Annotated in this window: 8 protein-coding genes; all 8 read left to right on the top strand. The window is 72.9% G+C overall.

Annotated elements, in window-relative coordinates:
• Nucleotides 1–83 precede the first annotated feature (83 nt).
• The gene (locus ACFVVA_RS00455; protein ID WP_387684222.1) at nt 84–1,802 is read left to right on the top strand and encodes an ABC transporter substrate-binding protein; all 1,719 of its coding nucleotides are present in this window, start codon (nt 84–86) and stop codon (nt 1,800–1,802) included.
• A gap of 32 nt (nt 1,803–1,834) precedes the next feature.
• Nucleotides 1,835–2,932 carry an ABC transporter permease gene (locus ACFVVA_RS00450; RefSeq protein ID WP_387684220.1) on the top strand — a complete coding sequence of 366 codons (1,098 nt, stop codon included), beginning with the start codon at nt 1,835–1,837 and terminating at the stop codon, nt 2,930–2,932.
• On the top strand, nt 2,929–3,918 hold the full coding sequence (locus ACFVVA_RS00445; protein ID WP_387684218.1) for an ABC transporter permease: 990 nt from the start codon (nt 2,929–2,931) through the stop codon (nt 3,916–3,918). Before ACFVVA_RS00450 ends, ACFVVA_RS00445 begins: the two co-directional genes overlap by 4 nt.
• A 101-nt stretch (nt 3,919–4,019) precedes the next feature.
• Nucleotides 4,020–5,744 carry an ABC transporter ATP-binding protein gene (locus tag ACFVVA_RS00440; protein WP_387684781.1) on the top strand — a complete coding sequence of 575 codons (1,725 nt, stop codon included), beginning with the start codon at nt 4,020–4,022 and terminating at the stop codon, nt 5,742–5,744.
• Between the two features lie 242 nt (nt 5,745–5,986).
• Nucleotides 5,987–6,502, top strand: coding sequence for a signal peptidase II (lspA, locus tag ACFVVA_RS00435; protein WP_387684216.1), 516 nt, complete (start codon nt 5,987–5,989; stop codon nt 6,500–6,502).
• A gap of 419 nt (nt 6,503–6,921) precedes the next feature.
• The gene (locus tag ACFVVA_RS00430; protein WP_387684214.1) at nt 6,922–10,110 is read left to right on the top strand and encodes a DUF6603 domain-containing protein; all 3,189 of its coding nucleotides are present in this window, start codon (nt 6,922–6,924) and stop codon (nt 10,108–10,110) included.
• Between the two features lie 7 nt (nt 10,111–10,117).
• Nucleotides 10,118–12,391 carry a hypothetical protein gene (locus ACFVVA_RS00425; protein ID WP_387684212.1) on the top strand — a complete coding sequence of 758 codons (2,274 nt, stop codon included), beginning with the start codon at nt 10,118–10,120 and terminating at the stop codon, nt 12,389–12,391.
• Nucleotides 12,392–12,449: 58 nt separating this feature from the next.
• Nucleotides 12,450–15,932, top strand: a complete 3,483-nt coding sequence (locus ACFVVA_RS00420) for a hypothetical protein (RefSeq protein ID WP_387684210.1) — start codon at nt 12,450–12,452, stop codon at nt 15,930–15,932.
• The last annotated feature ends 8 nt before the right edge of the window (nt 15,933–15,940 follow it).

The following is a 15,940-nucleotide window of genomic DNA, read 5'->3' as shown; positions in this document are numbered from 1 at the left end:
CGCGGTGCCGCTCACTCTTCCCGAAGCCTCACTGTCGCCCGCCTTCCTCCGTACACCATCGGTAGCGAAAGGCTCCCTTTCCGATGTCTCGAACCACCCTCACCCCTCGCCGCCTCGCCACGGCGACCGTCACCGTCGCGCTCGTCGTCGGACTGGCGGCGTGCGGACCGAAGGCCGACGGCGGTGGTGGCACCGGCAAGGACGCCGCGCCGCAGCAGGGCGGCACCCTCACCGTCCTCAACCAGAACCCACAGGACCAGTTCGACCCCGCACGGCTCTACACCTCCGGCGGCGGCAACGTCCCCTCGCTCGTCTTCCGCACCCTCACCACCCGCAACCGGGCCGACGGCGCGGCCGGCACCAAGGTCGTCCCGGACCTCGCCACCGACACCGGCACCCCCTCCGAGGGCGCCACCGTCTGGACGTACCACCTCAAGGACGGCCTGAAGTTCGAGGACGGCTCGCCGATCACCACCGCCGATATCAAGTACGGCATCGAAAGGTCATTCGCTCCCGAACTCTCCGGCGGCGCACCGTTCCTGAGGGACTGGCTGGTCGGCGCCGCCGACTACCAGGGCCCGTACAAGGACGGCCGCACCCTGGACGCCATCGAGACGCCGGACGAGAAGACCATCGTCTTCCGCCTCAACAAGCCCGAGGGCGACTTCCCGTACCTGGCCACCCAGACGCAGTTCGCACCCGTCCCGAAGGCCAAGGACACCGGGACGAAGTACCAGGACCACCCCGTCTCCTCCGGCCCCTACCAGGTCGTCAAGAACGAGAACGACGGCGCGCACCTCGTCCTCAAGCGCAACCCCAACTGGTCGGCGGCGACGGACGACCAGCGCAAGGCGTACCCCGACACCGTCGACGTGCAGTCCGGCCTCGACCCGGCGGTGATCAACCAGCGGCTCTCCGCCGGCACCGGCGCCGACGCGGCCGCCGTCACCACCGACACCAACCTCGGCCCCTCCGAACTCGCCCAGGTGAAGGACGACAAGGCCCTCGCCGCACGCGTCGGCACCGGCCACTTCGGCTACGTCAACTACCTGGCGTTCAACCCCAAGGTCAAGCCCTTCGACAACCCCAAGGTCCGGCAGGCCGTCGCCTACGCGATCAACCGCACCTCGGTCGTCAACGCCGCCGGCGGCTCCTCGCTCGCCGAGGCCGCCACCACCTACCTGCCCACCCAGGAGACCTTCGGGTACACCCCCTACGACCCGTTCCCGGCCGGTACCACCGGAAACCCGGCGAAGGCCAAGGAGCTGCTGAAGGACGCCGGTTACCCGGACGGCCTGACCATCACGCTCACCCACTCCAGCGCCGTCGGCAAGGGCTACGGCCCGGACCTGGCCACCGCCGTCCAGGACGGCCTGAAGGCCGCCGGGATCACCGTCCAGCTGGAGGCCCTGGACTCCACCAGGTACTCCAAGACGATCCACACCGTCGACACCGAGCCCGGCCTCTTCCTCTCCGGCTGGGGCGCCGACTGGCCGTCCGGCGGCCCGTTCCTCGCGCCCATCTTCGACGGCCGGCAGATCGTCACCGACGGCTACAACTTCAACTCCGCGCAGCTGGACGACCCGTCGGTGAACGACGAGATCGACCAGATCAACAAGATCACCGACCACGCCGAGGCCGCCAAGCGCTGGGGCGCCCTGGACCAGCGCATCGGTGACCAGGCCCTCACCGTCCCGCTGTTCCACCCCGTCTACAAGCGGCTGTCCGGCAAGGACGTCCGCAACATCGTCATCAGCGACTGGACCGGCGTGCTCGACATCTCCCAGGTCGCGGTCAAGTAGCGGTCGGGAACGGACGGATCGATCGGACAACCATGGCTCCACAGGAACCCAGCGCCGGGGAGGCCCGCGCGGCCTCCCCGGCCGCCGGGGGACGGCAGGTGTGGCGGCGGCTGCTCGCGCGGCGCGCCGCCCTCGCCGCCGGCCTCGTCATCGTCCTGCTCGCCCTCGTCGCGGCGGCGGCACCGCTGCTCAGCGCGCTCGAAGGCCAGGACCCCACCAGCTACCACAACGACCTGCTCGACTCGGCGGCCGGCGGGGTGCCCACCGGCTCCTTCGGCGGCGTCAGCGCCGAGCACTGGCTGGGCGTCGAACCGGGCACCGGGCGCGACGTGTTCGCCCGGCTCGTCCACGGCGCCCGGATCTCGCTGCTCGTCGCCGTCGGCGCCACCCTCGTCCAGGTCGCGATCGGCGTCCTGCTCGGCCTCACCGCCGGCCTCGGCAACCGGCTGCTCGACCAGCTGATCGGCAACACCACCGAGGTGATGCTCGCGCTGCCCTCGCTGGTCTTCGCCATCTCGCTGATGGCGGTCGTGCCCTCCGGATTCCCCCGCCCGCTCCTGCTGACCCTGGTCATCGGGCTGCTGGGCTGGGCCGGCACCTCGCGGATCGTCCGGGCGCAGACACTCAGCCTCCGGCAGCTCGACTACGTCGCCGCGGCCCGGCTCGCCGGCGCCACCCGGTGGCGCATCGCCCGCCGGGAACTGCTGCCCTCCCTGGCGGCGCCGGTCATCACCTACGCGGCGGTGCTGCTCCCGTCCAACGTGATCGCCGAGGCCGGGCTCTCCTTCCTCGGCGTGGGCGTCAAGCCGCCGACCTCCTCCTGGGGCCAGATGCTCTCCGGCGCGACCACCTGGTTCCGCGCGGACCCGACGTACGTGCTGCTGCCGTCGGCGCTGCTGTTCGTCACCGTGCTCGCCTTCACCGTGCTCGGCGACGCCGTCCGCACCGAGCTCGACCCCCGCGCGGCCTCCCGGCTGCGGGTCGGCACGGCGCGGGGCGGCGCCGGTGCGGCGAGCGGCGGTCCTTCGGGCGGCGGTGCTTCGCCTGCCGGTCCTTCGAGCGGTGGTCCTTCGCCTGCCGGTTCCTCGACCGCCGGTTCTTCGAGCGGCGCCGAGGAGGCCACCGCATGACCCGCTTCCTGCTCCGCAAGGCCGTCGGCATGCTCGGCGTCCTGCTCGCCCTCTCCCTGATCGTCTACGCGGTCTTCTACATCGCCCCCGGCGACCCCGCCCAGCTGGCCTGCGGCGAGAAGTGCAGCCCCGCCCAGGTCGCCCAGGTGCGCGAACGGCTCGGCCTCGACGCCCCCGTCTACCTGCAGTACGCCCACTTCCTCCAGGGCATCGTCGCCGGCCGCGACTTCAGCGCCGGCACGGGCCTGCTGCACTGCCCGGCGCCCTGCCTGGGCGTCTCCTACCGCAGCGGCGAGCAGGTCACCGACATGATCACCGCCCGGCTCCCGGTCACGGCCTCGCTCGCGCTCGGCGCGATGGTGCTCTGGCTCATCCTCGGGGTCGGCACCGGGCTGGTCTCCGCGCTGCGCCGGGGCCGGCTCAGCGAGCGCCTGCTGACCGGCCTGACCCTGGCCGGCAGCTCCATCCCGGTGTTCATCATCGGGCTGGTGCTGCTCATCGTCCTGTGCGCCCAGCTCCAGTGGCTGCCGTTCCCGAGCTACGTACCGCTCACAGAGGACCCCCAGCAGTGGTTCTGGGGCCTGCTGCTGCCCTGGGTCTCGCTCGCCCTGATCGAGTCCGCCAAGTACGCCCGGCTGACCCGCTCGTCCATGCTGGAGGCCCTCGCCGACGACCACATCCGGACCTTCCGGGCGTACGGCGTCAGCGAGCGGCGCCTGGTGACCCGGCACGCGCTGCGCGGCGCGCTCACCCCGGTGATCGCGCTCACCGCCATCGACCTCGGGACGATGTTCGGGTCCGCCGTGCTGACCGAGTCGCTCTTCGGCCTCCCGGGGCTCGGCAAGCTGCTGGTCACCTCGGTCGGCCTGATCGACCTGCCGACCGTCGTCGGCCTCACCCTCGTCACCGGGTTCTGCGTGGTCCTCGCCAACGTCATCGCGGACGTGCTCTACGCGGTGTCCGACCGAAGGGTGGTCCTGACGTGAGCGCCGAACCGCTGGGCGCCGAGCGCCTGGTCGCCAAGGCTCCGAGTGCCGAGGCTCCGGGTACCGAGGCACGGGGCGTCGAGTCACCGGGTGCCGAACCCCTGGTCGATGTCCGGGACCTGGTCGTCGACTTCCCGGTCGGCGACGGCCACGTGCGCGCCGTCGACGGCGTGGGCTTCACCCTGGAGGCCGGACAGGCGCTCGGCATCGTCGGCGAGTCCGGCTCCGGAAAGAGCACCGTCGCCTACGGACTGCTCGGCCTGCACCGCGGGACCGGAGCCCGGATCGGCGGCACCGTCCGGGTCGCCGGCGTGGACGCCGTCACCGCCGAGGGCGCGGAACTCCGGCGCCTGCGCGGCGGACTGGCCGCCATGGTGTTCCAGGACCCGCTCTCCGCGCTCGACCCCTACTACGCGGTGGGCGACCAGATCGCCGAGGTCGTCCGGGTCCACCGGGACGTCTCCCGCCGGGACGCCAGGGCCCGGGCCGTCGAGGTGCTCGACCGCGTCGGCATCGCCGACGCGGCCCGCCGCTCGCGCTCGCGCCCGCACGAGTTCAGCGGCGGCATGCGCCAGCGCGTGCTGATCGCGATGGCTCTGGCCTGCGAGCCGCGGCTGCTGGTCGCCGACGAGCCGACGACCGCGCTGGACGTCACCGTCCAGGCCCAGATCCTCGACCTGCTCCACGAGTTGCGCGCGGAGACCGGGGCCGGGCTGGTCCTGGTCACCCACGACCTGGGCGTGGTCGCCGGAAGCGTCGACCGGGTACTGGTGATGAAGGACGGCCGGGCGGTGGAACACGGCCCGGTCATCGAGGTGCTGGGCGCTCCGCGCGAGCCGTACACCCGCGCGCTGCTGTCGGCGGTGCCCCGGGTCGACGCGCCCGGTGCTCCGGGTGTCTCGACTGCCTCGGCCGTTTCGGCCGTTTCGGCCGTTTCGGCCGTTTCGGCCGGGACGGCCGGGACGGCCGGGATGGCCGAGCCGGCCGGGGGAGAGGTCCTGCTCGAAGCCACCGACCTGCGCCGGGAGTTCGCCACCCGCGGCGGCCTCACTCGGCGCGCCGCCCCCGTCACCGCCGTGGACGGTGTCTCGCTCACCGTGCGGGCCGGCGAGACCCTGGGCATCGTCGGCGAGTCCGGCTCCGGAAAGACCACGCTCGGGCGGATGCTCGTCCGGCTGCTGGAACCGACCGGCGGCCGGCTCCACTACCGCGGCCGCGACATCGGCGCGCTCGGGGAGAAGGAACTGCGCCCGCTCCGGCGGGAACTGCAGATGGTCTTCCAGGACCCGGTGTCCTCGCTCAACCCGCGCCGCTCCATCGGGGAGTCCGTCGCCGACCCGCTGCGCATCGCCGGCGAGAGCGACGAACGCCGCATCCGCGCCCGGGTCGGCGAACTCCTCGAACGCGTGGGGCTCGACCCCGACTGGTACCACCGCTATCCGCACGAGTTCTCCGGCGGGCAGCGGCAGCGGGTCGGCATCGCCCGGGCGCTCGCGCCCCAGCCGCGACTGATCGTCTGCGACGAACCGGTCTCCGCGCTGGACGTCACCACCCAGGCCCAAGTGGTCGAGCTGCTGGGCGAGTTGCAGCGCGACCTCGGCCTCGCCCTGGTCTTCATCGCCCACGACCTCGCGGTGGTCCGGCAGGTCAGCGACCGGGTCGCCGTGATGCGGGCCGGACGGATCGTGGAGCAGGGCGACGCCGACGCCGTGTACGACTCGCCCCAGCACGCCTACACCAAGGGCCTGCTGGCCGCCGTGCCCGTGCTCGACCCGGTCGAGGCGACCGCCCGACGCCACGCCCGACTGGCAACCGCCGGCGCCTGACCGACCCCGGCCCCGGACCGGCCCGCACCCCACGGGGTGCGGGCCGGCCGCGTTGCCGGAGCACTCGGCACACGCCACGGCACCGCCCGTTCGGGTCCGGTGGGACGGACGCTCCGGCGGAACTCAGGCCCGCCGGGGCGCAAGCCGCCGTCACCTACACTGCGGCCATGACTGGCTTACTACGCCTATGGGTTGCGCGAGGAGCTTCCTCGCCCGGTGACATGCCTCGACGGTCGGGAATCATGACAGCCGTAGCACTCGTGCTGCTGGCGGCGGATTTCGTCACCAAACAGATAGCGCTGACACATTTCTCGGGGAGCGATCCGACAGAGGCCCTCGGTGGGCTTCTGAACTTCACGCTGGTCTTCAATTCGGGTGGAGCGTTCTCCATCGGCGAGGGGGAGGCATGGCTCTTCACCACGGTGAAGATCGTGGTCGTCGTCGCCATGCTGGTGGTGTCGCCGCGAATCCGTACCCCCGTCTGGGCGGTCTCCTTTGGGCTGGTCATCGCCGGAGCAGCCGGAAATCTCGTCGACCGGTTGTTCCGGGCCCCGTCCCCGTGGCAGGGGCGCGTCGTGGACTGGATCCAACTGCCGCACTGGCCGGTCTTCAATCTCGCCGACTGTGGCGTGGTGTGCGGTAGCGCCCTGGTGATGTGGGCCTCGATACGCGGTATCCGCCTGAACGGCACGCGCGAGTCCGACGCGCCGGCCGAGGCGGGCGGAACGGAGCAGACGGCCGAGGCGAGGGGCCAGTAGGGCAGTGGGCCTTCCGGCCCGGCCGTAAGCAGCCCGTCACCTCGACCTCGGACGGCCGGTCCACCGGTGGCGGCGCCACGTACGGCGCCGCCACCGGCGGCAACCCGAACATGTCTCGGGGTACCTGTCGAACTCGGCCGTGGACGACGCATATTGGCCAAACTCGCATCGCTGCGTCACCATCCGTGCACGCTCCGGATACGCTGCGACAGCCCCGTGCCGGACGCGCGCCCCGGGGCCGCCGGGGCAGGGGCGTCGGCGCGCGCGGCCATGGACGCACCGGCCGACCCGCTCGATTGTCATGCCCGGAACCGGACTGGGTCGGCGGCGGGGGCATTCGGCCTTGTACCGGGGACCGGTCCGGGGCAGGCCGGGGGCCGGGACGAGACGGAACACGACCAGGGGAGGCCGACCAGCTGATGGCACTGAGCATCGACGAACTGCGGCAGCGGCTGACGGACAGCCAGGGCGGGACGTTCGAGATCACCGGCGAGGAACTCGGCGCCGCCGAGCTGGTCTCGCGCCATCTCGGTGAGGCGCTGAGAGTCGGCAAGGCGACCGCCAACGCCGACGACTTGACGGTCAAGGGCACCGCCGCGCTGGGGAACGCGGCCGGCCTGTTGGTCACGGTGGCCTTCACCGCCGACGCGGACGGCAAGCAACTGGCCGGATTCGACATCGCGTTCACCCTGAGCCTCTGGACCTTCACCACGGCGGGGGCGAGCGAGGACTACGGCTACCTGTCGAAGTTCGGCTTCACCCGACCCAGGTTCGTCCTGCGCGGCGGCGACGTCGGCGCCGTCCTGGGCTGCACGCTCGACGGCGCCGCCTACCGGCTGCCGATCGACACCGACGGCCCGTTGGTGCCGGACGGCGACGGCGGCGGTGAGCTGCCGGACGTCACCCGGTCCTTCGGCTGCGCGCTGCCCGGGGACCTGGGCATCCGTCTCACCGACGTCTGGCTCCGCTACGACCCGGGCCAGCAGACCCTGGTGCTGTCCGGGAGCGTCGCCCTGAGCGGCGGAGCCCCCGCCTCCAGCGCGGCCTGGGTGCTGCTGATCCAGGACCGGGGCGACGCGGGCAGGCGTTACCTCGGCGTGGTGCAGGCGGCCGTCAGGCTGTCGTTGTCCGGAGTGCCGATCCTCAAGGCGCTGGTGCCGCCGGCGAACGACCTGGTCATGCAGCACGCGGCCCTGCTGTTCAGCACGGAGGGGCTGGACGAGACCGAGGTGGCGGACCTCAACAAGGTCCTCAAGGGAGTCAAGGCCGACTTCCCGGTGGGGAACGTGCCGGAGCTCCCGGCCGGCCCGCTGGACAGCGGGGTGACGGCGTCCCTGGCCTACGACCTCGGCGGCACGCCCCGCGAAGCCGTGAAGGTCCGGCTCGGCGAGGCCTCGCGCACCTGGGCCGCCCTGCCGCAGGACAAGGGGCCCAGCGGCAAGGCCGACAAGCCGGCGAAGGCGGAGTCGAGCGGCCCGTTCCGGCTGGGCAGGCTCAACCTCGGCTACACCAAGGGTGCGATGCAGGTCTCCGCGGACTTCAGCGTCAACGCCCGCGCGTTGACGTTCGAGGCGAGCGGTTTCGGGGTCAGTGTGCCGCTGGCCGACCCTGGCACCGCCACCCCCGTGCTCAAGGGCCTGGGCATCAGCGCGAAGGCGGACCCGATCAAGCTGGGCGGCGCCCTGCGCTCGAATCCGAGCGCGGACTGGCCGGTGCGGTACGACGGCGACGGCATGCTGACGGCACCCGTGATCAGCGTCGGGATCGCCGGCTCCTACGCGCGCAAGGCGGACGGTACGCTCTCGCTCTTCCTCTTCGGCCAACTCGGCACCGGCACCAACCCGGAGGCCGGCTTCGGCCCGCCGCCCTTCCGGGTCAAGGACGTCTCCCTGGGCTTCGGCCACCACAGTGAGGTCCGAGTCCCGGCGCTGACCGAGATGGACGGCTTCCCCCTGCTCAACCTGACCGGCGGCGCCGACTCGACCCCGATGAAGGTGCTGGACACGCTGACCGGCGGGCTCAAGCCCTGGGTCGCGCCCAAGGACGGCGAGACCTGGGTGGCGGCGGGCCTGCACTGGACGATGTTCGAACTGGCCGACTTCCGCTCCATGGCGCTGGTCGAGTTCGGCGAGTCCCTGGTGATCGCGCTGCTGGGGCTCGGGGAGTTCGACTTTCCCAAGCTGACGGCGGAGGAGCAGAAGGCGGGCAAGGATCCGAAGGTGGCACGGATCCAGATCGCGGCCGAGGCGCTGTACCGGCAGAGCGAGGGCCTGCTCTCCCTGACGGCCCAACTGACCGACAAGTCCTACATCCTGGACAAGAACTGCAAACCCACCGGCGGACTCGCGCTCTGCGTCTGGGTGCCCCCGAGCCCGCACGCCGGGGACTTCGTGGTCTCCGTGGGCGGCTACCACCCGGCGTTCGTCAAGCCCGGCCACTACCCCGCCGTACCCCGGCTGGGGATCAAGTGGTCGATCAGCAACACCCTCACGCTGACGGCCCAGGCGTACGCGGCCGTCACCCCGCACGCGGCGATGCTGGGCGGTTCGCTGGCGCTGGTCTTCGACACCGGTCCGCTCCGCGCCTGGTTCACCGCCCACCTGGACGCGCTGATCCAGTGGTCGCCGTTCTTCTTCGACGTCGCCATGGGCGTCAGCATCGGGGTGCGGTTCTCCCTCAAGGTCTGGTTCGTCCACATCACGATCAGCCTGGAACTCGGGGTGGACGTGGAGCTGTGGGGCCCGCCCATCGGCGGCAACGCCACCGTCCACCTGTGGTTCATCAGTTTCCACATCGGCTTCGGCAAGAGCCGCCCGGACCACCTGCCGCCCGTCCCCTGGACCGACTTCCAGTCCCAGCTGCCGCCCAAGGCGCAGTGCGTGCAGGCCAATCCGGTGGACGGGCTGTCCTGGAAGCCCACCGGGCCCTCCGCCCTCGCCCGGGTGCGTGACGACGGAACGGACAGCGGCCCCTGGTACGCCTCCACCCACGGGTTCAGCTTCGTCACCTCCTCGGCGGTGCCCGCCGGCACGGTGGTATTCGGCGGCACCCCCGTGACACCGGACGAGGGCCCGCTGCACATCCGGCCCATGCAGCAGGGCGACCTGACATCCACCCACACCGTCACGATCACCAAGGATGGCCGGCAGGTCGACCACTCCACCTGGACCGTCGAACCGGTCCGCTCCAACGTGCCGGAGTCGCTGTGGGGCCCGGGCGAGAGCTCGCTGAGCGGCACCGGACTGCTGCCCGGCCGGCTGACCGGCCTGAAGGTCACCGTCCCGGCACCGGCCTTCGGCGGACGGCTGACGGTCGCACCGGGCGTCCTCGACCTCGACCCGCTGGTGCCCCGGGGCGACCTCCCACTGGACGCGGGAGCCGCCCTGGTCGGCCCCGTGGCGCAGGCGAGCACGGAGACCGTGGCGGCCATCACCGCCGCCGGCACCGGCATCGCCGCCCCGTCGACCGCCGCGACCCGCGAAGCCCTGCGCGCACAGCTCGCCGACCTCGGGTACCCGCTCGACCCCGTCGGCCCGCTGAGCGGCTACGCCGACCTCGCCCGCGGCGACCTGGCCGCCGAGCCGCTCCTCGTCCCGACCGGAAAGTGATCAACCGATGCTGAGTCAAGACCCCGGAACCGCCGGCGGCCTGGAGTTCCACGACAGCCTGGTCCCCGCCCTGGAAGCGGGCACCTACCGGATCACCACCGGGCACGCCATCGACGGCGTGGACACCGGCGACTACTTCGACACCCCGGTGGTGCGCACCCTGGAGGTGCAGGCCGCCCGGTTTGCACTGCCCGGCGGCGCGGTGCACGGGGTGTACCCCGTCGACGGCGCCACCGGCACCTTCGACCAGCTGCTGCCGCACATCACCCTGGACACCCCGCCGCTGCCCTGGGAGCGCACCCTGACCGGCGCGCCGCCCGTACTCGGGCAGCCGGCTGTACCCTGGCTGGCGGTCCTCCTGTTCGCCGAGGGAGAGTTGCCGGGAGATCCGTCCGCCCTCGGCCGCACCGAGCAGATGACCGTCGCCGACCTGCTGGCCACCCCCGCCAGCGAGGCCATCGCCCCCGCGCTGACCGACGTCGAGCCGGCGGACCGGGCCACCGGGTGCCGGACGGTCGACGTGCCCGCCCAGCTGTTCGCCGCGATCGCGCCGCGAACCGAGGAGCTGGGCCGGCTCGTCCACCTGCGGCGCGGTGAGGACGAGCCCAGCGGAGTGCGCTCACGCGGCGACCGCACCCGGGCCCGCTCGCTGCGCGGCGTCCACCGCGCCGCGCCGCCCCGCTGGTGGCACACGCTGCGCGACGACGCGTCCTACGAGGGACTGCACGCGGTGGTGGTGGGCAACCGCTTCCCCGCCACCACCGGCGGCCAGTACACGGCCCACCTGGTCTCGCTGGAGGGCTTCGCCAAGTACCTCGACGGCAGCACGGTGGCGAGCGCGCCCCTGCGCCTGGTCTCGCTGCGGTCCTGGTCGTTCCGCTCCCTGCCGGACTCCGGGGCGCACTTCGGCACCCTCGTCGAGAACCTGGCCGCACCCGGCAGGCAGGACGCCGCCGCGCTGGGACTGCGGCTGCCGCTCAACGGCGCCACCGGCGAGGCCGGCGACCGGCTCGCCCAGGGCTACACGCCGCTGGCCCACCGGCTCGACTCGGGCGAGCAGAGCTACGCCTGGTACCGGGGCCCGCTCACCCCGCTGCCCACCCAGGCTCTCCCGCAGAGCGTGGAGCACAGCGCCAACGCGGACGCCCGGCTGGTGTACCTGGAGGAGCACGGCCTCTTCGACGTCAGCTACGCCGCCGCGTGGAACCTGGGCCGGTCCCTGGCACTCGCGGACCCGCAGTTCCCGCCCGCGCTGATGGCCTGGCGCGCAGTGGCCCGGGCCGGCGCGGGCCGGATGCTCGCCGCGCGCGGCCGGGCCGGCAGCGGCAGCCTCACCGGTACCCGGGCCGCCACCGACCGCCTGGGCGCGGCCGCCGCGATCGGCGCCCGCCCGGCCCGGCAGGCCTTCGAGACCAGCGTCCGGGGCGGCCTGTCCGACACCCTCACCACCGCGCTGGCGAACCCGCCGGACCGCACCGCCGCCGACCGGCGGCCGGCCCGGGCGCGGCCCACCCCGCCCCCGCGGGCCGCCGCTCCGTGGCTGCGCGGCCAGTTGGCGCAGCCCGAGGCACGCGAGGCACTGCGGGCGGTGACCGCCGATGCCGCGAACCCGGTGCTGGACTGGCTGGACCGTCTGGCCCTGCTCCATCCGGTGCCGCTGGAGCAGCTGGTGCCGCGTCAGGAGCTGCTGCCCACCGAGAGCCTGCGCTTCTTCTACGTCGACCGTGCCTGGCAGGAGGCGCTGGTCGACGGGGCGTTGAGCATCGGCATCGCGAGCGGCCTGGACAGCGATCTCACCACACTGCTGCACGACGTCCTCACCGACCTGCCCGCCCGCCTCTCGGGCTTCCTGGTCCGCTCCTCCCTGGTGCCCGGCTGGCCCGCGCTGCGCATGCACCTGTACGCCGGCGAGGACGAACTGACGGTGCTGCGTGCCGACACGCTGGGGGAGGACGTGCTGCTGGTGCTCGTCGACGGCGTCGTGGACCGGCTCGTGGTGGCGGAGCCGCCCCAGGGCCTGCACTTCGGCATCCAGGACGGCGACGTCCTGCACCTGCGCAACCTCAAGGGCGACACCATCGGCACCACGTTGCCGGGCGTCCAGCTGACGAACGTCAGCAGCGGCTACCTGCGCCCGGACACCCGGGTGCTGGACGTCGCCGGGATCGGCGAGGCGATCACCGCGGCCCTCGGCGACCACGCGCAGGAGGGCGGCCTCAGCGCGGCCGGCTGGGCGATCCAGATGGTCAAGGCGGCCCAGCAGATGACCTTCCAGCGATGACCGCGAGCGATGACCTTCCAGCGATGACCTACCAGCGATCCTGACGAAAGCGAGCACCATGCCGAACGACGACAACGGACCGCTGATCGTCCCGGTCCAGGTCGACGCCCTGGCGGTCAACGACGAGGTCCGCTCCGGCGTGCCGTTCATGCGCTGGCAGGCCGACTTCAACCTGCTGGCGGACAACCTCCCGCCCGAGGGCGGGCCCTTCGACAACAACCGGGCCGCCCACTGGGACACCGACACCACGGCGGGCGGCGTCTACCTGCAGTGGCAGCTGCCCCAGGCCCTGCGCAACGGCGTGCACGACCCGGAGACCGGGGACACCACCTTCCCGCTGGTACCCAACCGCTGGCTGGTCGTCCGCTACAGCGGCCCCACCGACGACCGCACCGCCGACTCCTGGGTGATCGAGAGCGACTGGCTGCCCGGTGACGGTGAGACCGGCACCAGCCCCTACCTGCGGCCCGGCACCTCCAGGAGCGTCCACATCGGACGGCGCACCGCCGCGTCCGAATGGCCGGGCGAGAGCGGCGGGCAGAGCCCGTTCGTCACCGCCGCCGGGCCCGGGCTGCTCACCTTCTCCGCCTTCCAGCCGTTCAACGAGAACGTGCTCTCCCTGCACGACGACCTCGCGGGCGTCGCGGACCAGGACACCCTCGCTTACCTGGTCGCCGGCTGGTACTCCGCACCCGGCGCCGACCCGCTGCACGAGGCGACCAGCCTGGCCTCCCTCGGCTGGGCCCTGGCCGCCGAACCCGATGCCGACACCCCGCCCACCGACCGCACCCTCTGCACTGGCCAGGTGCTGGGCCTGAGTTGGGACAGGACCGGCAGTGTGCCCGCCTCGGACCGCCCCCAGGGCGTGGACGTGGACGTGGCCGTGGGCAACAGCTCCATCGACGCGCTCACCGCCCTGCTGGTGGCCAAGGGCACCGACGCCGCCGACGCCGCCCGACTGGAGGCGCTGGCGCACGGCCTGCTCGACGGACTGGACGACTCGGGCACCGAGTCCGTCGACCAGTCCATCCACCGCGCCTGGTTCGGCTCCACCCACGGCGGATTCGTCTGGGACCTCGTGGACGACGGCACCGGCACCGGCACCGGCGGCGCACTCGCCGAACTGCGGGCCAAGCTCAACACCGACCAGGCCGCCCACGACGCCCTGGTCCGGCAACTGGCCGACACCCAGTGGAAGTTGTACGGCGCCTGGTGGCTCAACAACGCCGACGAGATCCCCGACGCCTACACCGACGCGCTGCCCGCCACCCTGAACCCGACCGAGCAGGACGGCCTCGCCGCCAGGGTAGCGGCGCTGGCGTCCGACATCGCCGCCCGCCGCGACCCCGCCGCCGGGCACCCGCAAGCGATTCCCTGGGGCGCCACCGACGAGGACCTCGCCACCGCCGCCCAGGCCTACCTGGCCGCGCACGGCGCGGACCCCGCGGCCCGCACACTCAAACGCTCCCCGCTGGGAGAGTTCCACCACGCCCAGGACCCGGTGGTGCTGCTCAACGGGATCAAGAAGCCGACCCCGGCCGACCTCGGTGCCGCACTGCCCTGCCGCACCCCCGGCCAGCTGCTCACCGGCATCGATCTGGGCAGCGGCCTCGCCCCCGCCCCGGCCACCGTCCCGGGGCCGCCGCTGACTCGGCTGGCCGAGGCCGCCACCATTGGCGCACTGCTCGGCGAGTTCTGGCTGCTCGACCGGGCCCAGGCCGCCGGCACCCTCGACGACGCGGTCGCCCACCCGGAGCAGAAGGTCACCGGCGTCCTCCCCGCCCTCGGCACCAGCGGCTGGCGGCAGCCCTGGAAGCCGCTGTACCTGCTCTACGAACTGTTCTACTACCAGCTCCCACAGGGAAGTTGGACGTTCGACGGCACCCGCTACCACTGGGACGGCACCGGCACGCCCGGCGACTACCAGTCCTACACGGGACGGATGTTCCTCACCCCGCACGCCACCTTCAACCTGGCCGCCCGGATCAGGCAGTACCGGGCCACCCACCCCGACGCGCCGCAGGACGAACTCCAGCAACTCGCCGACCAGGTGGCCGGCTGGGACCTGCTCAGCCAGGCCACCGACGGGCTCGCCTCGCGCATCGCGCTGCGCGAGCCGGACCTCGCCGCCCATCCGACCGACGAGCAGGGCCTGGCCACCCTGATCGGCCCCCAGTACCGGACCGCCCCCGTCCCCGGCGGCCGGCCCTCCCGCAGCGGCAAGTGGCCCGCCTCGCGGTTCCCCCAACTGCGCGCCGGCCAGTTCTACTTCAACCGCATCGCCGTCGTCGACCAGTTCGGCCAGGTCACCGACCCCATCAACCCGCAGGGCAGCGGCAGCTCCACCGACAACGACAAGAAGCCCCTGGTCCTCGCCGACAGCGTACGACCGGACGACGACGCCACCGTCCTGCCGGAATTCCCCTACCGCTACGCCGAACTGCGCCCCCGCCTCCTGCAGGGTGCCCGGCTGCGCTTCGACGCCGTCAGCGCCACCGACGACAGCCAGGTGCTCGACCTGAACGCGGGCGTCAACCCGGTCTGCGGCTGGCTGCTGCCCAACCACCTGGACACCGCCCTCGCCGCCTTCGACCCCGACGGCGGCGCGCTCGGCGAGTGCCGAACCGTCCGCACGGACGGCGACCAGCAGCAGGTCGTCTGGGACCCGGCGCCGGGCTCGGCCTACCCCACCCTGGACAGCCTCGCCCCCGAACTCCCGCACCTGGCCGGCTTCCTGACCGGCCTGGCCACCGCCGGCCCCGAAGCCCTCGCCGCCACCCTGGCCGCGATCGACGAGACCCTGTACACCGTCAACCCCCTCGGCGGCTGGGACGACACCACCATGACCGTCCTCGCCGGACGGCCGCTGGCCCTGCTGCGCACCCGACTCGCCATCGAACTCGACGGCCCGCCCATCATGGACCCCAGCTGGGAACAGTGGCAGTACGTCCTGGACCCGAGCACCGATCCGCCCCGGCCCGCCTGGCTGGACGACCAGTGGGGCGTGCGGCTCGGCGCGCTGGAGAACCTCGCCGACGGCCTGATCGGCTACACCAGCGGCGACGACAGCACCACCCTGCACGCCGTCCACCTGCCGCCGGACGCCCCGTCCTACCTGACCGGCATCGGCGCCGGCTTCCCGCTCACCGCCGCCGGCACCCCGCAGTACCTCACCCTGCTCGCCGACCCCCGGGGCACCGTCCACGCGGTCAGCGACATCCTGCCGGTCTCCGTCCTCACCGTCCCCGCCGAGTTCATCACCGCCGCGCTCGCCCGGATGGAAGTCTCCTTCCGCCTCGGCCCGGTCCTGACCGGCCCACAGAACGTCACCGGCGCCGACGGAAGCACCGCCACCGCCTGGGCCCTGCCCCGCCCCTCCGTCCGCCACGGCGACTGGAGCTGGACCGAACCCACAAGCCCCACCGGCTGGCAGGAAAGCCCGCTGGCACCCGTCGGCACCCCCGGCCACATCCCGGCCACCCCGCTGAGTGCCCGCACCGGCCGACTGCGCCTTCGCGGCGCCGTCACCGACAACCAGTAACCGCACCC

The sequence above is a fragment of the Kitasatospora sp. NPDC058048 genome, assembly GCF_042885555.1.
Taxonomy (GTDB): Bacteria; Actinomycetota; Actinomycetes; order Streptomycetales; family Streptomycetaceae; genus Kitasatospora; species Kitasatospora lactacystinica.
Note: the sequence above shows the minus strand (reverse complement) of the source record. Positions and strands in the feature narration are given on the sequence as shown.